Source organism: Salinimonas iocasae (genome assembly GCF_006228385.1).
Taxonomy (GTDB): domain Bacteria; phylum Pseudomonadota; class Gammaproteobacteria; order Enterobacterales; family Alteromonadaceae; genus Alteromonas; species Alteromonas iocasae.
In genome coordinates this window covers 1,310,049-1,327,432 of sequence record NZ_CP039852.1, presented here as the reverse complement: position 1 = coordinate 1,327,432, position 17,384 = coordinate 1,310,049, and the positions used below count along the sequence as shown (strand labels likewise).

Genomic DNA, 17,384 nt, shown 5'->3' with positions numbered 1-17,384 from the left:
AGTCGGTACGCGAAAGGATGAAATTACCAGCGATGCCGTTAGCTGGCGGCGTTTTTCGCTATTGCAGGCGTAATGACTGAAAGTAACACGGGCGTGAAGCGGGTCTGATCACTGCGCTTCAGATGACCTGAAACGACTACGAATCCGACACATGTTGTGGCAATACTACCAACAATCGTAATCAGCTCTCCCCAATCGGCAAAGGATGAAAAAGCGCTGTGCAAAACACCCGCAGACAGAATAAACAGCAAAAGGGGAACCAGATACAACCATAGCGACGCCCCGAGAATTCCCGCTTCAGGAATCCCTACCTTCACCTGGTCACCGACTTTTACCGGTACCGGGCTATTTAGCGTGATTTGTTGCATTCGGGGAGCCAGTGCACGGGAAATAACGCCTGAGCCACAATCTGACTGGGCCTGACACGTCGAACAGGTTGATTTTATGGCAGCCTCAAGCGTAACTTCATCGCCGTCGACTGCCAGGACTGTAGCGGTTTCTGTAATCATTACGGTTGCTTTATAACTTGTATAGATTGTGCGATAGCGGTGGCTGTGGGAAGCGGGATCTCACCGACTACCGTTATTTGCACATTGCCGTTGTTCACACTAAGAAACGTATTGAGTTCATGGCGAAGTGCGACATCGCTGCCCAGCGCTTGTCGGGCACTTTGCACGTATACCGATACATCCACCAAACCGTCACTCAACATTTTGTATTCTACAACCTGGCCAGTATTGGGTAAACGTCTGACGTCCTGCTTAACTTTCTCCATGCCCTGCGGCAAATACCCTAACTTCCAGTTGTGTGTCGGCGTTTCGCCTTCTCGGGTAGCCATGGGTTGTGGCAGGCTGGCCTTATTCACCTTAGCAAAATAAGGGTGTGGTTGCTGCGACAAAGACAGCGATGTTACCTGAATTTGCTCAAGCACACTGCCCTGTAAATCCAGAGTATTGAATTTAAGCAACATCCCGCTACTCTCATCCAGCCACATCTGATAGCTGAAGCGGGAATTATCACGACTGATAACCCGAAGCTGCTGGGCTGTGCGACCTGAAACCCGAGCCCGCCCGACTGTCACAAATTTATAGGCGGCTTTTAATGATTCTGGATTGTACAGTAAGGCTGAAGGTATGGGCCCGTGAATCGCACCGGAGTTTACACTGTAAGGCTGTGAATCTGGTTCAAATACACTGACAGTATTCCCCACCCGAATTTGCTCCTGGCCCGGCCCGTTCTGCAGATTAAGCTGCTCCATGCTGGTTCCATCTTCCATAACAGCATGGCGCCATAAATAGGGTGTGGTTTCCTGCCCCATCCGGGTGACCACAAACGATACCTGAAAATTTTCCTCAGATACGGTTTTCGCAAGCCTTTGCAACCAGTGGGTGGCCGTTTTGGCCGCTTCTTCATCCTGCCTGGCTTCCTCACTCTGCCTTTCATCTTCGGCAGAAGATTGTTTAGCCGTCTGAACGTTGTCGGCATTAGCCTCAGAGGTTTGCTGAGCAGAGACGCCTGAACAGACAACTAAAGAGGAAATCAAACTGGCTATCAGACACCGCTTAAATACAAAGGGTAGCTGCACGCATCGCACAGCTACCCTGTTATCCAACAAATTTATCATTAATTCTGATTACTGCTGCTCACGCTTCGCCTGATTATCATCCTGCTTAGCCTGTTTCAATTTAACCTGCTGCTCATGATCTGAGATAAGCGCATTAATTTTTCGCTTTTTCTCCATCATAGTAGCCATATCGGTGCGCGATACAGGTCGTGACTGCTCCAGGCTTACTGGCGCAAGGCCACCTGGCGTACCAATCAATGGTGTAGCTCCGCCCGTTGGCGAGTTCACCTGATCGGGTTGGTTAAACTGCTGCACACCCAAAATCACCGCGACCGCGACCGATGCTGCGACAGCTAACTGGCCGGACTGACGCGCAAAAGGCGTAACACTGCCCGAGAAAACTTTACGCCAGCCGGAACGCTTAGGTGCCATTACCGTCGGTTCATTGTCCAGCGCGGCGGCAACCTGACTGGTGATATCAAGCTGTGGCGCAACTGACGCTTCCTTACGAAGCCCGCTGCGAATGACATGATAACGCTGCCACTGAGCCTGAAGTTCAGGATCGCTTTTCAGAGCATCCAGAATTTCATCGCTGTCTATCTCGCCATCCATAAAGGCTGACACTTTTTCTTGCTGTTGCGTCATATTTAAAATCCTGATCAATTGATGATCGAGTAACACTCTACCACAGCTTGTTAGTCCGACTCATTTTACGAAAGTTCAATTTTCTAACAAGGGTTTTATTACTTTATCTATTGCTTCGCGCGCCCGAAATATTCTGGACCGGACGGTACCCACCGGACAATCCATCACATTGGCTATTTCTTCATAGCTCATGCCTTCGATTTCGCGCAAAGTAATCGCCATTCTTAAGTCATCGGGAAGCTTTTCCACCACTTTGAATAAGGTACTTTCAATCTCGCTGGATAACAGACTTCTTTCGGGCGTTGATTGCTCTTTGAGCGCATCACTGCCTTCGTAATAGTCAGCTTCTTCTGCGTCGACGTCGTTTGCAGGCGGCTTTCTGCCCTGCGCCACAAGATAGTTCTTGGCACTGTTGACAGCAATTCGATAAAGCCAGGTGTAAAATGCACTATCGCCCCGAAAATTGGGCAATGCACGGTATGCTTTAATAAACGCATCCTGCGTGACGTCAGCCACATCTCCGGTATTTTTCACATAGCGTGATACTAAATGCATCACCTTGTGCTGATACCGGGTTACCAAAAGATTAAAAGCGTTCTTATCGCCGCTCTGTACTTTTTCCACAATCTGCTGATCGGTTATCTGCTCGCTCATCCGAGCCATTTCTCCTTAACTTCAACCACGTCATAGCTCACACAAGCAAAGGGTAGACTATGGCTGACTGTAAAAGTTCGGTGCTGCCGATGAATTTTTGCGATATTCATCATTTCATTGCGGATAAGGGCATTGTGTTTTACCGCTCATCCATTAGACTTGCCGGACCTTAGCACTATTATTACTCGCTAAAATACATGAAATCAGTGACATCTTCACTATCTTCCACAGATTCTCAGGCTATTGAGCATCAGTGTGATGTACTTATCATTGGCAGCGGTGCCGCCGGATTAAGTCTTGCCCTGCGTTTGGCCGACCACTGTAATGTTATCGTTTTAAGTAAGAGCGATCGCAACGAAGGGTCGACGCGCTACGCGCAAGGAGGTATTGCAGCGGTTTTTGATGAAGAGGACTCCGTTGACGCGCATGTTGCCGACACATTGAATGCCGGTGCAGGCCTGTGCGATGAAGACGCCGTGCGTTTCACTACCAGCCGTGCCAAAGATGCGCTTACCTGGCTTATCGGTTACGGCGTGCCGTTTGATAAAGAACAAAATGATAAGGGTGAGGAACGTTTTCATCTGACCCGCGAGGGTGGTCACAGTCACCGGCGTATCCTACACGCTGCTGACGCGACGGGCGAAGCGCTTCAGATTACCCTCAACGATGCGGTTTCCAACCACCCTAACATCCACTTTTTTGAGCGTTACAATGCGATAGATTTAATAAAGTCATCGCAAAAAGACGACCATTGTACAGGGTGTTATGTATGGAATCGTCAGCGTGAACATGTAGAAGTTATACGAGCCCGCTATATAGCACTGGCAACAGGTGGTGGAAGTAAGGTCTATCAGTATACTTCTAACCCGGACGTTTCCAGCGGCGATGGTATTGCCATGGCCTGGCGGGCGGGTTGTCGCGTCGCTAATATGGAATTCAATCAGTTTCACCCAACCTGTTTATATCACCCTCAGGCCCGCAACTTCCTGATTAGCGAAGCGCTTCGTGGCGAAGGTGCGCAACTTTGCCATGCTGATGGCACCCGCTTTATGCAAAATTTTGACGAACGAGGCGACCTGGCACCACGGGACATCGTAGCCCGCGCTATCGACTTTGAAATGAAGCGGCTGGGTGAAGATTGCATGTATCTGGATATCAGCCACAAGCCGGCAGATTTTATCGTCAAACATTTTCCCAATATCTACCGGCGCTGTCGTGCTTTGGGTATTGATATAACGCGGGAAGCCATTCCGGTTGTACCGGCTGCGCATTATAGCTGCGGCGGTGTCATGACCGATTTCAACGCAAAAACTGACCTGGACAATGTATATGCTATCGGTGAGGTGGCTTATACCGGGCTGCACGGAGCTAATCGTATGGCCTCTAACTCATTACTTGAGTGTGTGGTGTATGCCTCATCCGCTGCTGAACATATTCTAAGCCGGCTGGATGATTTTTCTGAGCAGGAAGCTATTGCACCGTGGGATGAAAGTCAGGTCAGTAACTCTGATGAGGAAGTTATTATTCAGCACAACTGGCATGAGTTACGGCTTTTCATGTGGGACTATGTCGGCATTGTACGCACGAATAAACGTCTTGAACGCGCGCTGCGCCGCATCACATTGCTGGAGCAGGAAATACAGGAATACTATGCCCATTTCCGGGTATCTAATAATCTTCTGGAGCTACGAAATCTGGTCACAGTGGCTGAGCTCATTGTTCGCTGCGCCATGCAGCGAAAAGAAAGTCGCGGACTGCATTTTAATCTGGATTATCCTGATACCGCACAGCACCCTACCCCAACAATACTGGCCCCGTCTAAAAGTCAGACACACCACTTGCCGGGTGACCTGGGCCTTTAGTCTTCCTTCACCTGGATGCGCCCGGTCAGATGTGGCGTATCCTTTTTCTGGCTGACTACATAAAAGTGTTTCTCATCGCTACGTTCAATAAGATAGCAGCTAACCGATGATGGCAGCGTTACCGGGCGTAAAAATGATGCATCCACCTGTAATCCGGTTGGTTCATTAGGCAGATTAGCACATTCGCTTACCGTGCGGGCCAGCGTCCACATGCCATGTGCAATGGCGCGCTTGAAGCCGAAGATAGCGGCAGTTGAATGACTCAGGTGTATAGGATTGTAATCGCCGGAAATACGCGCATATTGGCGCCCCTGAGCAGCCCCGGCAGAGAAGTCGGCTTGTTTGGTTGCTTCATCAGGCAGCGAGAATGTCTGACGCTCTGATTTTCTTTTTTTAGGTTCAACGTGGGGGGCTTTAGCTTTTACCAGATAGGTTGCCACCGCTTTGTACACCTGCTGCCGCTGCTGTCTGGCTGTCACAACGATATCAAATTCCCAGCCACGCGCATGCGCTCTGATCGCTGCGTAGCTTGCATAAATAGTGAAAGGACTCTCGACATCCAGTATGCCGGACTGTTCAACTTTATTAGCTTTATGAACCAGCCCCATTAGCGGAAACGGACTGTTAGGTGTTGTCAGACATTTTATCTGTAACGGCGTGCTTATCATCTGAATATAGCAGGGATGAAGCGTGCCCTGGTCTCCCCAGCCGATTTGCTGACAGTAGTGCTGGTAATGGCGTTTACTAATCTGATGTTCCTGCGAATATTCACAGCTGGGCAATGCGGGCGGTTTAAACTGGGTCAGACGAGCGCGATCAGCGCGCTGAAGAATCGCTGAGGTAACAACTTTTAAGAAGCTCATAATTGAAAATCCGGCTGGTGCTGCGTGATTAAGCCAATGGTTCGTACCAGTCGACGATAGTCCCGTTCAGGCAGCTCATCGTGAAGAATCCATTGATTATGATGCTGACCGTCAGCATCGATAAAATTCAGAAAAACACCCCAGGGGGTCACTCTGGCCTGCCGCGTTAATTGCCAGGGCGGCTGGTCAGTTAGCAGGGCTTCCTGTGAGCCCTGATACCATTTACCGGTATCATCGAATAAAATAAACGCTGGCAATGTTTGCTCTGTGCTACGACTGGCGCCACTAAAAAGATAAAAAAACGCAGCAGTGAGAATAATCAGGGTGGTGAAAATAACAGGCGCAGTACTGCTGAAATATGACCAGAACATATCACTGACACTGCCCAGAATGAGTAGTGCCAAACCTGCAAGCACAACGGGTCGAAGACGCCGCAGGTGCCCACGTCTGGTTTGTAATTTATACTTTGACACGGCCCAGAATGTGCTCAACCATGCGCGCCAGTTCCGGCTCAGGACATGACTGATGGCCCATAAACCAGGCGAACAAATCCGGATCATCACAGGTAAGCAGCTTTTCAAATGTTTCCTGCTCATCCTCACTCAGATCGTGAAACCCGGTTTCAACAAAAGGCAGAAACAATACGTCCAGTTCGAGCATGCCACGGCGGCAAGCCCATTTAAGTCGGGCATATCTTTTAGGTGAAAACATAAACTACCAGTAACTGATTAAATGCTGGCGCATATCATAACATGGTGAATTAGCCCGAAGCACTGACCTTTTTACTGATTTTAAGAGATTTACCCTTGGGAATTGTAATTCAGGCCCAACCTTATTTCTCATCAGATTTAATGAATACAGGGTAGCTATGACTTTACCGGCAACAATCGGCGATCTAGAGACTGATTTTTACTGTGAGTTAAGCCAGTCCGGGCTCATTACTCTCAGCGGACCGGACAGCGATACCTTTTTGCAGGGGCAACTGACCATTGATATTCCATCATTGCCAGCCACCCGGGCCAGACGAGCAGCGCATTGCGACTTCAAAGGTAAGGCCTGGTCACTCCCGCTGGTTCTGCGTATGCAAGATAGTGTTGCCTTGTCACTTAACAAGTCATCACTGGCAATGACGCTGGCGCAGCTGAATAAGTATGGTGTGTTTTCAAAAACTGACATTGTCGATAGCAGCGATCAGTTCCGGCAGTATATTGCTCGCGGTCAGGCCGTTGAACAATGGATTGCAGACAGGTTTGATACCGTCCCCTCGTCTTCGTTAAACTGTGTGGATAATGAGCATGGAGCCGCTGTTTTAACAGATTTCGGCAGTGGTATTTATCACCTGTTGTTAAGCAACGAGGCTGCAGCATCGCTGGATGAAACATTATCAAACGCCGGAATCACACATTATGACGAGAATGTCAGCGAAGCCCTGCAAATTCAGGCGGGTATCCCTGATGTTGCTCATGATAATGTTAATGAATTCGTTCCGCAGATGATGAATGTTCAGGCACTGGATGCGATTGATTTTGGCAAAGGCTGTTATATGGGGCAGGAAGTGGTCGCCCGCACCCGGTATCTGGGCAAGAATAAGCGCGCCGCTTACGTTTTTTGCGTACCTGCATCCCTGTCTGTGGAACCTGATGCGATGCTTGAGAAGCAACTTGGCGAAAATTGGCGTCGTGGCGGTGCAATTATCCGGTGCGCTAAACTGGGTCATGAGACCTGGCTGATGGCTGTGCTGAACAACGATACCAGCGAGCAGGATGTATTCAGAATTAAGGATACAAGTTCGCCAACGTTCTCGTGCCAGCCTTTACCTTATTCTGTCGAACAGGAAACAAATAACGTGCGTGGCCGCTCCTAATCGGGTGAACGCGCAAAATTCACGGCAGCTGAGCTGTCAAAAAATTGATTAGGTATATTTATGACAATTACACCCGAGAGCGTAGTATCTATCCACTACACTGTATCAGCAGAAGACGGCACACAGCTTGATTCTTCTGAAGGCAAACAGCCTTTAACGGTTATGCTGGGTAAGCGCTTCTTAATTGAAGGGTTAGAAGATGCTTTGCAAAATAAAGAGCAAGGCGAAAAGTTTGAAGTTGATATCGCGCCAGAGCAAGCTTACGGCCAGCGCATGGACGAGTTGGTACAACAGGTACCAAAAGATATGTTTGATGGTATGGATGTTGAAGTCGGTATGTCATTCAGAGCCACCACTGAGCAGGGTGAGCAATCTGTTATGATTATCGATGTAGCCGAAGACCATGTAGTGGTTGATGGAAACCATCCTCTTGCCGGCGTACCGCTGAAGTTTGAAGTTGAAGTGGTAGAAGTTCGTGAACCTACTCAGGAAGAAATTGAACATGGCCACGCCCATGGTCCGGGTAGTGGCAACGATCACTAATAGGTTTAAAAGAATAAAAAAGGGCGTTTTAACGCCCTTTTTTATTATCAGATTGCGTCCTGATTTGTTTCGCCAGTACGAATACGCAATGCGCTTTCTACATTGTAGACAAATATTTTCCCGTCACCGATTTTGCCAGTTTTAGCAGCCTGCTCGATAGCCTCTACCGCCTGCTCTACTCTGTCATCATCAATGATAATGTCGATCTTTATTTTAGGCAAAAAGTCTACCTGATACTCTGCACCCCGATAAAGTTCTGTATGCCCCTTCTGGCGCCCGAAACCTTTAACTTCGGTAACTGTCATTCCGGCAATACCAACATCTGCAAGCGCCTCTCTCACATCGTCCATCTTGAAAGGTTTGATAATTGCTTCAATCTTTTTCATGCCGCTTACTCTTCATCATAAATAGTAGGAATAGGAACCCGTTTGTGTTGAGTACGTTGGTAAATCTGCAGTAGTTTATCACTTACCCTTTCATCGACTGACTTTCCTTCAAGAAAGTCATCAATTTCATCGTACGTCAGCCCTAACGCTGCTTCATCGGCTTTTTGCGGGGCTAATGTTTCCAAATCAGCAGTAGGCGCTTTAGAAATAATTCCCGCTGGCGCGCCAAGATGCTCCGCAATTTGTCTTACCTGTCTTTTATTCAGGCCAAAAAGTGGCGCGAGGTCACAGGCACCGTCACCATACTTGGTGTAAAAGCCAGTAATGTTTTCTGCAGAATGATCAGTCCCCAGTACCAGTCCGTCAACCATACCGGCTATTTCATATTGAATAACCATCCGTGTCCGGGCTTTTACATTACCTTTTACAAAATCCTGTTTGGTCTCACTATCAGGCAGAAGATCCACTTCACTAAGTGCGTTAGCGGTTTCGCTGTGGATAGCATCAGCACCTGGCTGCACATTAACGGCAACATGTTTATCAGGTGAAATAAATGAAATAACCTGTTGGGCATCCTGTTCATCAGCCTGTGTCTGATACGGCAGCCTGACGGCAACGAACTGATAATGCTCCCCCACTTCGTTGAGCTCATCTACAGCCAACTGAGCAAGCTTTCCCAGTGTGCACGAGTCAATACCACCAGAGATTCCAAGTACGAGGGCTCGCAGTCCTGATGTGCTTAACTGACCTTTTATAAAGTCCACCCGACGACGAATCTCACCTTCCACATCAATATGCGGCAACACTTTCATTTCGTCGATAACTGCTTGTTTATGCATCTGTATTCCACGTTGATCGGTTTTAGCGATAGTAATTAGTGTACGCTATCCGAAATTCGCTGTCAGCATATCTTGCCAGACAGAATTTCATTGCTAAGTTCTACAACCAGGCGGCGACAATAAAGAGGGTTTAGAGGTGAAGCTGAAGATAACCGAGTAAATGAATCAAGAGGAGAATACTTATCGCCAGCACTTTTCCGGTAACTTATTAAACTTATCGTCGATTGATAAGGTCTGACATCCAGATTGTGCATCTTCATTGGTAGCGATCAGACTAAAAGAATTCTCGGTTACATCTTTAGTTTTGATTTCGTATTCAACACCGCTCTCAATTTCATATACGCTATCTATGTTCTGATACATGTCATGTCTTAATCGGTATGCTTGCTGTTCATTTTGCAGCTCCATCAACCGAGCCTGAATAACGGCCAATTCGCTTTCATTTGAAAAATAGTTATACGCCGGAATACATAGCGCAGCCAGAAGCCCTGTCAGGGCTAATGCGATCATCGAGTCTGTTGTGGTAAGGCCTGTGTGCTTACCCATATTGAATACCTATCTAACGTACAGCTTACCCAGTTTCGTTAATCTTCTACTATGCGCTAATGTCATCACATTAATTGCAGGGACATGGTGCGCAAAAGCAGATTTGAATACAAGAGTGGGTTTTCACTGATAGAATTACTTATCAGTATCGCGATTGTTGCGATACTGTTAATCAATGCCCCGCCATCCTATATCAACTGGTACCAACAAACCAAATTAAAAAACGCGGCTGGCGAGCTTAGTCTGTTACTTCACCAGGCGCAACGGCAGGCTGTGACGCAAAACAGGCCTATATTTGTCATGCTCAATGGCCCACATAGTGCTCGGGTCATAGTAACTACTGATATCGAGTGTATAATTCAGGAAGTCTGCTCACCTGCACAGATAAGTAAGCAGCTACGCATCGATAAACCTGTAAAAGTTGAGTCCAAAAGCTTTTCACGCTCCTACATTCGATTTGCCCCCTCAACCGGGCTTCCTGATGGCATGGCCGGTTCATTAGTTATGCGTACTAACGATTTTCGCATTAAGCTGATTGTTAGTCGGCTGGGGCGTATCCGAACCTGTGTAGCAGGCAAAAGTATAGCCGGTGTGCCGTTATGCTGAATTACGGCTACACACTTACCAGTTTATTGATATCGATGAGTATTGGGGTTTCGCTGTTGGGAGCGGGTGCAACGTTCGCTATGAACCTGTCCCAGAAGCAACTGATAGTCTCACAGCAACTTGAACTGCAAAACCATATCAAACGGGTCGGTCTATTAATTTCAGCTGAGCTCAGACGCGCCGGGTACGATGGCAAGGCCGAACACCGCTTTATCAGCGGCTTGCCGCGCACCAGCTCTCCATTTTATCCGGCCTTCTCATTAGGCATGTCTACAGGCCACCTCGAGGGTAGCTGTATACTGTTTCATTATGACAAAAATCATAATGGCCAACTCGATGAGCTGCCTCGTTCAGAGTTTCTCGGCTTCAGGCTTAATAACGGTGCTATTGAGTCCAGGGTCGGCGCTAAAGATTGTAGCCAGACTGGTTGGGAGGATGTTACCGATTCTACCTATCTCAGAGTCAACAAATTTCACATCAAAGGTATACAGAGTAGTGGTGTCGGCGCACTTCTGTCGCTTGAAATCAGCGCTGAGCTGACGAGGGCCCCCGATGTAAACAGTCAAATACACTGGCCTGTGGTTGTGAGGAATAATTAGCGTGGGACGTTATAAAGGCAGTGTGCTTATACCACTTCTGGTGATAATGGTTATCTGTGCGGGCTGCGCAGTGTTTGCTACACACCTCATTTCAGTAAATAGCAAACAATCTCTGGGCTTAAGAAAACACCTCGAATCACGTTTAGATTCAGTTAACCATCTTAACAATGTCAGCCGGTTACTCAAACAGTCCGGTCATGATGCTAACGAACTGCCCCTTGATGTTGCATCTTACATCACGGGACAAGAGAAGTTCACGGTAGATCAGGCGGATATACTTGTCACAAGTGTCTCTGTTTTTCATCCAGCCAATAAGTATGTTAAAACCGCAGCCAGTTACATCCTATACCCCTGGATAAAACAACTTCCGTCTGCCGCAGTTGTCAGTGCCCGGACATTACCGGCAGCTGCAAATATCATGAGTAACTCGCTTCCGGTCACACCTTCGATATTATCTGCTTACTCCAACGACATGAAAACATGGTTTTTGAGCGCACCGGATGCGGTAACCACTTTACCTGAGCCAATCGCCGATTGTGCAATGCTCGATAAATATTCTCAGGGTGCTTTTGTTGTTGAAACTACGTGCACTATTTCGAAGGGACAGGTGGTAGGCAGCCCGGCTCATCCGGTATTGCTTATTGTCCGACAAAGTAATTTTTCAATGCAGGACAATAGTCAGTTCTGGGGGATTCTGTATCAGTCTGCTGTCACTAAGAACGATTTAAGTCGAATCAGCGTGCCCGATACTTCGGCTATATACGGGGCGATACTTATTGACCACAAGTTGTCGCCGGTTTCCCATGTAAACGTGATTTATCATCCCGACATATTGACGAAATTACGCGCCCACCCCTCGCTTCAGCTGCATCATCGGGTTCCGGGTAGTTGGAGAGATTTTGAATGAAGACGTCTGAGCATGGTCTGGGTCTGATAGAATGTGTGTTTGCTGCCCTCTTATTTATCAGTTGTGCTACTGCGTTGCTGTCGCTGACTTATCGCTGGCAATTTCATGTACAGCGAGCTACAGCACACGATAATCTTACTGACAAACAGATGTGGCTTGCTGCAAGACTCAACGCATCAGATTTATCGCACTATCTGACGCTGAGCAATGAAGCGAAAAACATTGCGGAACAAACGCTTGGGCTGCCGGTGAATCCACTAACAGTAACTCCCGTTACACTTGCCGATACGCCATCACCCACCCTGGCAGACACATTTTCAATCAAAGAGGTCAGTGTACGAGATTCCGACTACGCCATAATTGAATTAACCGTTATAGCCGGGGCTAAAGCCCCCGTAAAAATGTCTTTAACCGTGAACAAACCGCAACTATATGTTGGGCCGGACACACTTCCCCACTCTATCTCCCCCTTGCCGGAGAAAACTGAGTAGTCGTTTCTGACCACGTAAAAATGATGGAAAAAAGTAGCTACGGATAATGGACTGGATGAAATTTTAAAGGCAAATTGAGTGGCAAAAAGGCTTAGCGCCCTGGTTTGCAGGGAAAACAACACATTATGTCGCAGTACCAATGTGGCGGTAACTGCGACAGTCAAATAAAGTTCAGGGCTCTACATTTCAGCAAGTGTTTTGGAATTACCTTATACAACCTGTTTAATGCGCAGCTCTTTAGGCACCGCAAACTCAACATTTTCTTCCCGGCCCTGACGCTCGGATGCTTTTACAGCGCCCCAGGATAGTAAACGGTCGACCACGCCTTTAACCAATACCTCGGGTGCTGATGCTCCTGCTGTCACCCCAATGTGTTCTATACCTTCCAGCCACGATTGCTGGATGCAGTCTGCATCGGCAATAAGATACGCCTGAGCGCCGACTTTTTCTGCCAGTTCGCGTAAGCGATTTGAATTTGAGCTGTTTTGCGCACCAACGACTAACAGTACTTCGCAGTCAGTGGCCAATTCTCTGACCGCATCCTGCCTGTTCTGAGTGGCATAACAAATATCGTCTTTCCGCGGCCCCTGAATATCGGGAAAGCGTGCACGAAGCGCATCAATCACATCAGCAGTATCATCAACTGATAATGTGGTTTGGCTGCAATAGTATAGCTGTGATGGATCTTTTACCGTCAGCTTATCAACATCAGCAGTTGACTCTACCAGGTAAATACCACCTTCCGGGTTATTATACTGCCCCATGGTACCTTCGACTTCCGGGTGACCGGCATGACCAATAAGAATGCATTCGGTGCCTGTTTTACTGGCGCGGGTGACTTCCATATGCACTTTTGTTACCAGCGGACAGGTGGCATCAAATACTTTCAAGCCACGATCTTTTGCTTCGTTTCTGACAGCCTGCGATACCCCATGGGCGGAAAAAATAACGATACTGTCATCCGGCACCTCATGAAGTTCATCAACAAACAATGCTCCGCGCTCGCGCAATCCGTCGACTACAAATTTGTTGTGAACAACTTCATGTCGAACATAAATAGGTGGCTTGAACATTTCCAGTGCACGTTCGACAATAGTAATTGCCCTGTCTACACCGGCGCAGAAGCCACGAGGGTTTGCTAAATGAATTTGCATGTATTGCTCCTTACGCCTTCGGCTCGGCTACTGAAAGAATTTCAACGTCGAAAATAACCGTCTGGCCAGCCAATGGGTGATTGAAGTCAACGGTTACAGACGTACCCGCTGTACTGCGGATAATGCCGGGCACCTCACTGCCGTCAGGCTGGGCGAAAGCCATTATCATGCCTTCTTCGACATCCTGCGTGAACCTGCTTCGATCCATATGGTGGATATTATCAGGGTTCGGCTGACCGAATGCATCTTCCGGTGCCAGCGTAAAAGACTTTTTATCGCCTTCTGTTAACCCCAGCAAACACGCCTCAAAGTTGGGTGTGAGACTGCCGTCACCCATCACCAGCTTTGCGGGCTTTTTATTAACCCGGGTACTGTCTGCTGCGGAACCATCCTCAAGTTTCAGGTCGAAGTGCATTAACACTTCACTGCTTGGGCCAATAACAAGTGCGGACATGTTTACTCTCTACTGCTTAGGTGTGGATGAAGGTGAAGACTCAGTCTTGTGCTTATGTGAGGTCAGCATATCAATTATCAATAATGCCGCCCCGATAAATATAGCACTGTCTGCAAGGTTAAACGCCGGCCAGTGCCATTGTCCAACGTAAAAGTCCAGAAAGTCGATGACGTAGCCATGAACAAGGCGATCATAAACATTGCCCAACGCCCCTCCTAAAATAAAGCAAAAGGCAATGGGCAGACACTTTTCTTCTCGGGGCGACTTATACAACCAGCTGACAATAACCACACTGACAACCAGGGCGATAGCAGTGAAAAACCACCGCTGCCAGCCATCTGCATCCGCTAAAAAGCTAAACGCTGCACCGTAATTATGAACGTATGTCAGGTTGAAGAAGGGGGTGACTTCAATAGATTGAAACAGCCTCATACTCCCCAGTACCTGATACTTAGTCCATAAGTCCAGCGCAATAACCACTACGCTTATCCATAAAAAGCGCAGTCCGGTTTGCGAAAAAGGTTTAGGCATACTGACGCTCTTCCCCTTCGCCGTCCACGTTGGTCACACAACGCTGACATAATTCCGGATGCTTAACACTGCTGCCTACATCTTCACGGTGGTGCCAGCAACGTACGCATTTTTCACCCTGAGTGCGGGTTACCGCAATGGCAAGACCTTCAACATCTGTATCGTTGGCTTCCTCAGAGCGCTCTGCGGTACCATGCAATACCACCTTTGATGTGATCAGTACGAAACGCAGTTCATCTTCTAGCTGAGCCAGGCGCTGTTTAAGCGCTTCATCGGCATAAAGGTGAACCTCTGCTTCCAGCGAACCACCCAACTGACCATCTTTACGCGCTTGTTCCATCGCCTGGTTGGCCGCATCTTTCACTTCCATAATCTGATGCCAGAAACTGTTTCCGAATGCATCATTATCGGTAAATGCGTGCAAGCCTTCGTACCAGCTCTGGGTGAAAACAAACTCTTCACGCTCGCCGGGAATTTCCTGCCAAATTTCCTGGGCAGTAAAGCTCATGATCGGTGCCATCCAGCGAACCAGCGCTTCGATAATATGGTAAAGCGCCGTCTGACACGAGCGTCGGGCATTACTGTTGGCTTTCGCTGTATATTGGCGATCCTTAATGATATCCAGATAGAAGCTACCCAGCTCAATAGAGCAGAAGTGCATCAGCTTCTGACTGACGACCAGCAAGTCGTATTGGTTATAGGCTTCTGTCAGTTCCTGCTGCAGCTGACGTGTTCGGCTGACAATCCAGCGGTCCAGCGCGACCATATTATCAGGCGCTACCAAATCTGTTTCCGGATTAAAGCCATTCAGGTTAGCCAGTAAGAAGCGTGCCGTATTACGTACCCGACGGTAGCTGTCTGCCGCGCGCTTCAATATTTCATCGGAAACTGCAATTTCACCACGATAATCCGTAGACGCCACCCATAAGCGCAAAATATCAGCGCCCAGTTTATTAGTGACTTCCTGAGGAGCCACAACATTACCGACAGATTTCGACATCTTGCGGCCGTGGGCATCTACTGTAAAACCATGAGTAAGTACCTGCTTATAAGGCGCATGGCCATGCATAGCAGTGGACGTCATCAGGGACGACATAAACCAGCCCCGGTGCTGGTCAGAGCCTTCCAGGTAAAGATCAGCACTGGCTGGAATATCATCACGGCGGTCAACCACAAAATGATGCGTTACGCCCGAGTCAAACCATACATCCAGGGTATCGGTTACCTTGTCATAATGCTCTACGTCATCACCCAACATGTCAGCATCGTTAATATCCCACCAGGCCTGTATGCCTTTCTGCTCTACCTGTTGTGCGACTTTCTCCATCAAAGCGCTGCTTTGAGGATGAATATCACCAGTTGTCTTGTGAACATACAGGGGAATCGGAACACCCCATGTACGCTGTCTTGAAATACACCAGTCAGGGCGTCCTTCGACCATTTTTTCGATGCGGCTTTCGCCCCACTCAGGGATCCACTGAGTCTTTTTGATTTGCTCAATCGACTGCGCCCGTAACCCCTGTTTGTCCATGCTGATAAACCATTGCGGTGTAGCACGGAAGATAATGGGTGTTTTGTGACGCCAGCAATGCGGATAACTGTGCTCGTATTTTACGTTGAGTACCAGATTACCGCGTGCCTCTACCGTTTCGATGATGGCGTCATTGGCTTTAAAGACGAACTGATTGGCAAATAATGGCACATTATCATTATAGACACCGTTACTGCCTACCGGGTTGTACACTTCAATACCGTATTGCTTACCGACATTAAAATCATCGACACCGTGAGCAGGTGCAGTATGTACACAACCGGTACCAGAGTCTGTTGTGACATGCAGACCATTTATCAGGGGCACCTGAAGATCATCAATGAAAGGATGATGAACACGCAACTTATCCAGTGCTTCCCCAAGACAGGTAGCTTTTTCCTCATACGCTTCAATGCCGTAGCGCTGCATACAACTTTCAATAAGGTCGTGAGCAACAATCAGCCAGTCGCCTGACTCTTTGTTTTCTACCAGTGAGTAAGTGTATTCAGGATGCAAAGTGATTGCGCGGTTGGCAGGCAGTGTCCAGGGGGTTGTCGTCCATATCACCACACCGGTATTGTGCGCCGTCAGATCGGCTTCCGTTACACCAAATGCATTGGCGATCTGCGCTGTGTCTGCCACCGGAAATTTCACATCGATAGCTGGTGAAACCTTATCTTTATACTCAACTTCGGCTTCTGCCAGCGCTGAGCCGCAATCCGTACACCAGTGAACCGGTTTAAAGCCCTTCTCCAGATGGCCTGAATCGACAATTTTGCTCAGCGCACGAATGATGTCCGCTTCTGAGCTGAAATCCATTGTTTTATAAGGCTTGTCCCACTCACCGAATACCCCCAGGCGAATGAAATCTGCCATCTGGCCGTCAATCTGCTTTTGCGCATACTGACGGCATTTTTCGCGGAACTCAGCTTCTGAAACCTTTTTCCCTGGTTTACCGACTTTTTTCTCAACCATCAATTCGATAGGCAGACCGTGGCAATCCCAGCCCGGGACGTAAGGAGCGTCGAAGTCAGAAAGCGTTTTTGCTTTAACAATAATATCTTTGAGGATTTTGTTTACCGCATGGCCAATATGAATATTACCGTTGGCATAAGGAGGACCATCGTGTAATACAAACGGTGCTTTGCCCGCCTTTGCTTCACGAATCTTTTTATAAATGCCTTTTTCCTGCCAGGTTTTCAGCATTTTAGGTTCGCGCTGCGCAAGGTTACCGCGCATCGGAAACGGTGTTTCCGGGAGGTTTAATGTGGCCTTATAATCACTCATAAACTTGTTTTTTCCATCCACCTGAACTGTACGCGCTCTACACGTACCCGAATAATTG

At 48.0% G+C, this 17,384-nt stretch carries 21 protein-coding genes; 7 read left to right on the top strand and 14 right to left on the bottom strand.

What is annotated here, in order from left to right; genetic code table 11:
* Nucleotides 1-38: 38 nt before the first annotated feature.
* The 4 genes from FBQ74_RS05785 to rpoE all read right to left on the bottom strand — a co-directional run bounded on the left by FBQ74_RS05785 (nucleotide 39) and on the right by rpoE (nucleotide 2,863).
* Entirely contained in the window at nucleotides 39-509 is a 471-nt protein-coding gene (locus FBQ74_RS05785; RefSeq protein WP_139755776.1) for a SoxR reducing system RseC family protein, read from the bottom strand.
* Complete coding sequence (locus FBQ74_RS05780) at nucleotides 509-1,624, bottom strand: MucB/RseB C-terminal domain-containing protein (protein ID WP_139755775.1); 1,116 nt, start codon at nucleotides 1,622-1,624, stop codon at nucleotides 509-511. Before FBQ74_RS05780 ends, FBQ74_RS05785 begins: the two co-directional genes overlap by 1 nt.
* A 9-nt stretch (nucleotides 1,625-1,633) precedes the next feature.
* Nucleotides 1,634-2,209, bottom strand: a complete 576-nt coding sequence (locus FBQ74_RS05775) for a sigma-E factor negative regulatory protein (protein WP_139755774.1) — start codon at nucleotides 2,207-2,209, stop codon at nucleotides 1,634-1,636.
* A gap of 75 nt (nucleotides 2,210-2,284) precedes the next feature.
* Entirely contained in the window at nucleotides 2,285-2,863 is a 579-nt protein-coding gene (gene rpoE, locus FBQ74_RS05770) for an RNA polymerase sigma factor RpoE (protein ID WP_139755773.1), read from the bottom strand.
* Between the two features lie 197 nt (nucleotides 2,864-3,060).
* Here rpoE and nadB point away from each other — a divergent pair, with 197 nt between their 5' ends.
* Nucleotides 3,061-4,725: an L-aspartate oxidase gene (nadB, locus tag FBQ74_RS05765; protein WP_139755772.1), complete on the top strand. Its 1,665-nt coding sequence runs from the start codon at nucleotides 3,061-3,063 to the stop codon at nucleotides 4,723-4,725.
* Here the strand turns inward: nadB and FBQ74_RS05760 are convergent.
* The 3 genes from FBQ74_RS05760 to FBQ74_RS05750 are packed head-to-tail and all read right to left on the bottom strand — an operon-like array spanning nucleotide 4,722 to nucleotide 6,299.
* Nucleotides 4,722-5,588 (bottom strand): MaoC family dehydratase, encoded by an 867-nt coding sequence (locus tag FBQ74_RS05760; RefSeq protein ID WP_139755771.1) that lies wholly within the window; start codon nucleotides 5,586-5,588, stop codon nucleotides 4,722-4,724. The genes nadB and FBQ74_RS05760 overlap by 4 nt on opposite strands.
* Entirely contained in the window at nucleotides 5,585-6,004 is a 420-nt protein-coding gene (locus FBQ74_RS05755) for a protein YgfX (RefSeq protein ID WP_205912283.1), read from the bottom strand. Before FBQ74_RS05755 ends, FBQ74_RS05760 begins: the two co-directional genes overlap by 4 nt.
* 43 nt (nucleotides 6,005-6,047) lie before the next feature.
* Complete coding sequence (locus FBQ74_RS05750; protein WP_139755769.1) at nucleotides 6,048-6,299, bottom strand: FAD assembly factor SdhE; 252 nt, start codon at nucleotides 6,297-6,299, stop codon at nucleotides 6,048-6,050.
* A 157-nt stretch (nucleotides 6,300-6,456) separates the two neighbouring features.
* On the opposite strand from FBQ74_RS05750, the gene ygfZ reads away from it, so the two are divergent.
* Together ygfZ and FBQ74_RS05740 are read left to right on the top strand one after the other, a co-directional pair.
* The gene (ygfZ, locus tag FBQ74_RS05745; RefSeq protein ID WP_139755768.1) at nucleotides 6,457-7,452 is read left to right on the top strand and encodes a tRNA-modifying protein YgfZ; all 996 of its coding nucleotides are present in this window, start codon (nucleotides 6,457-6,459) and stop codon (nucleotides 7,450-7,452) included.
* Between the two features lie 60 nt (nucleotides 7,453-7,512).
* On the top strand, nucleotides 7,513-7,995 hold the full coding sequence (locus FBQ74_RS05740; RefSeq protein WP_139755767.1) for an FKBP-type peptidyl-prolyl cis-trans isomerase: 483 nt from the start codon (nucleotides 7,513-7,515) through the stop codon (nucleotides 7,993-7,995).
* 47 nt (nucleotides 7,996-8,042) lie between these two features.
* Here the strand turns inward: FBQ74_RS05740 and FBQ74_RS05735 are convergent, their stop codons facing one another.
* The 3 genes from FBQ74_RS05735 to FBQ74_RS05725 form a co-directional block, all read right to left on the bottom strand.
* A complete protein-coding gene (locus FBQ74_RS05735; RefSeq protein WP_139755766.1) occupies nucleotides 8,043-8,381 on the bottom strand; it encodes a P-II family nitrogen regulator in 339 nt (112 codons plus the stop codon).
* Between the two features lie 5 nt (nucleotides 8,382-8,386).
* Nucleotides 8,387-9,220 (bottom strand): ammonia-dependent NAD(+) synthetase, encoded by an 834-nt coding sequence (gene nadE / locus FBQ74_RS05730; protein WP_139755765.1) that lies wholly within the window; start codon nucleotides 9,218-9,220, stop codon nucleotides 8,387-8,389.
* A 180-nt stretch (nucleotides 9,221-9,400) separates the two neighbouring features.
* A complete protein-coding gene (locus tag FBQ74_RS05725; RefSeq protein WP_139755764.1) occupies nucleotides 9,401-9,766 on the bottom strand; it encodes a type IV pilin protein in 366 nt (121 codons plus the stop codon).
* 84 nt (nucleotides 9,767-9,850) lie between these two features.
* On the opposite strand from FBQ74_RS05725, the gene FBQ74_RS05720 reads away from it, so the two are divergent.
* Genes FBQ74_RS05720 through FBQ74_RS05705 form a run of 4 tightly spaced genes read left to right on the top strand, consistent with a single transcriptional unit; the run spans nucleotide 9,851 to nucleotide 12,369 of the window.
* Complete coding sequence (locus FBQ74_RS05720; protein WP_139755763.1) at nucleotides 9,851-10,372, top strand: GspH/FimT family pseudopilin; 522 nt, start codon at nucleotides 9,851-9,853, stop codon at nucleotides 10,370-10,372.
* Nucleotides 10,366-10,971 (top strand): hypothetical protein, encoded by a 606-nt coding sequence (locus FBQ74_RS05715; RefSeq protein WP_139755762.1) that lies wholly within the window; start codon nucleotides 10,366-10,368, stop codon nucleotides 10,969-10,971. Before FBQ74_RS05720 ends, FBQ74_RS05715 begins: the two co-directional genes overlap by 7 nt.
* A gap of 1 nt (nucleotide 10,972) precedes the next feature.
* Nucleotides 10,973-11,878, top strand: a complete 906-nt coding sequence (locus tag FBQ74_RS05710) for a hypothetical protein (protein ID WP_139755761.1) — start codon at nucleotides 10,973-10,975, stop codon at nucleotides 11,876-11,878.
* Nucleotides 11,875-12,369, top strand: a complete 495-nt coding sequence (locus FBQ74_RS05705; protein ID WP_139755760.1) for a hypothetical protein — start codon at nucleotides 11,875-11,877, stop codon at nucleotides 12,367-12,369. The genes FBQ74_RS05710 and FBQ74_RS05705 overlap by 4 nt, the downstream gene beginning before the upstream one ends.
* Before the next feature lie 209 nt (nucleotides 12,370-12,578).
* Here the strand turns inward: FBQ74_RS05705 and ispH are convergent, their stop codons facing one another.
* From ispH to ileS, 4 genes are read right to left on the bottom strand one after another with little or no spacing between them, the layout of a single operon-like run.
* A complete protein-coding gene (gene ispH / locus FBQ74_RS05700) occupies nucleotides 12,579-13,523 on the bottom strand; it encodes a 4-hydroxy-3-methylbut-2-enyl diphosphate reductase (RefSeq protein WP_139755759.1) in 945 nt (314 codons plus the stop codon).
* 10 nt (nucleotides 13,524-13,533) lie between these two features.
* A complete protein-coding gene (gene fkpB, locus FBQ74_RS05695; protein ID WP_139755758.1) occupies nucleotides 13,534-13,977 on the bottom strand; it encodes an FKBP-type peptidyl-prolyl cis-trans isomerase in 444 nt (147 codons plus the stop codon).
* Nucleotides 13,978-13,986: 9 nt separating this feature from the next.
* The gene (gene lspA / locus FBQ74_RS05690) at nucleotides 13,987-14,508 is read right to left on the bottom strand and encodes a signal peptidase II (RefSeq protein WP_139755757.1); all 522 of its coding nucleotides are present in this window, start codon (nucleotides 14,506-14,508) and stop codon (nucleotides 13,987-13,989) included.
* Complete coding sequence (ileS, locus tag FBQ74_RS05685; RefSeq protein ID WP_139755756.1) at nucleotides 14,501-17,326, bottom strand: isoleucine--tRNA ligase; 2,826 nt, start codon at nucleotides 17,324-17,326, stop codon at nucleotides 14,501-14,503. Before ileS ends, lspA begins: the two co-directional genes overlap by 8 nt.
* Nucleotides 17,327-17,384: the final 58 nt, after the last annotated feature.

What these genes read in the sequence shown, in the direction of transcription:
- FBQ74_RS05740 (WP_139755767.1), top strand. Translation starts at nt 7,513, where the DNA reads ATGACAATTACACCCGAGAGCGTAGTATCTATCCACTACACTGTATCA.
- lspA (WP_139755757.1), bottom strand. Translation starts at nt 14,508, where the DNA reads ATGCCTAAACCTTTTTCGCAAACCGGACTGCGCTTTTTATGGATAAGC.
- nadE (WP_139755765.1), bottom strand. Translation starts at nt 9,220, where the DNA reads ATGCATAAACAAGCAGTTATCGACGAAATGAAAGTGTTGCCGCATATT.
- FBQ74_RS05715 (WP_139755762.1), top strand. Translation starts at nt 10,366, where the DNA reads ATGCTGAATTACGGCTACACACTTACCAGTTTATTGATATCGATGAGT.
- ispH (WP_139755759.1), bottom strand. Translation starts at nt 13,523, where the DNA reads ATGCAAATTCATTTAGCAAACCCTCGTGGCTTCTGCGCCGGTGTAGAC.
- FBQ74_RS05775 (WP_139755774.1), bottom strand. Translation starts at nt 2,209, where the DNA reads ATGACGCAACAGCAAGAAAAAGTGTCAGCCTTTATGGATGGCGAGATA.
- ileS (WP_139755756.1), bottom strand. Translation starts at nt 17,326, where the DNA reads ATGAGTGATTATAAGGCCACATTAAACCTCCCGGAAACACCGTTTCCG.
- FBQ74_RS05760 (WP_139755771.1), bottom strand. Translation starts at nt 5,588, where the DNA reads ATGAGCTTCTTAAAAGTTGTTACCTCAGCGATTCTTCAGCGCGCTGAT.
- nadB (WP_139755772.1), top strand. Translation starts at nt 3,061, where the DNA reads ATGAAATCAGTGACATCTTCACTATCTTCCACAGATTCTCAGGCTATT.
- FBQ74_RS05750 (WP_139755769.1), bottom strand. Translation starts at nt 6,299, where the DNA reads ATGTTTTCACCTAAAAGATATGCCCGACTTAAATGGGCTTGCCGCCGT.
- FBQ74_RS05785 (WP_139755776.1), bottom strand. Translation starts at nt 509, where the DNA reads ATGATTACAGAAACCGCTACAGTCCTGGCAGTCGACGGCGATGAAGTT.
- ygfZ (WP_139755768.1), top strand. Translation starts at nt 6,457, where the DNA reads ATGACTTTACCGGCAACAATCGGCGATCTAGAGACTGATTTTTACTGT.
- FBQ74_RS05720 (WP_139755763.1), top strand. Translation starts at nt 9,851, where the DNA reads ATGGTGCGCAAAAGCAGATTTGAATACAAGAGTGGGTTTTCACTGATA.
- FBQ74_RS05735 (WP_139755766.1), bottom strand. Translation starts at nt 8,381, where the DNA reads ATGAAAAAGATTGAAGCAATTATCAAACCTTTCAAGATGGACGATGTG.
- FBQ74_RS05705 (WP_139755760.1), top strand. Translation starts at nt 11,875, where the DNA reads ATGAAGACGTCTGAGCATGGTCTGGGTCTGATAGAATGTGTGTTTGCT.
- fkpB (WP_139755758.1), bottom strand. Translation starts at nt 13,977, where the DNA reads ATGTCCGCACTTGTTATTGGCCCAAGCAGTGAAGTGTTAATGCACTTC.
- rpoE (WP_139755773.1), bottom strand. Translation starts at nt 2,863, where the DNA reads ATGAGCGAGCAGATAACCGATCAGCAGATTGTGGAAAAAGTACAGAGC.
- FBQ74_RS05725 (WP_139755764.1), bottom strand. Translation starts at nt 9,766, where the DNA reads ATGGGTAAGCACACAGGCCTTACCACAACAGACTCGATGATCGCATTA.
- FBQ74_RS05780 (WP_139755775.1), bottom strand. Translation starts at nt 1,624, where the DNA reads ATGATAAATTTGTTGGATAACAGGGTAGCTGTGCGATGCGTGCAGCTA.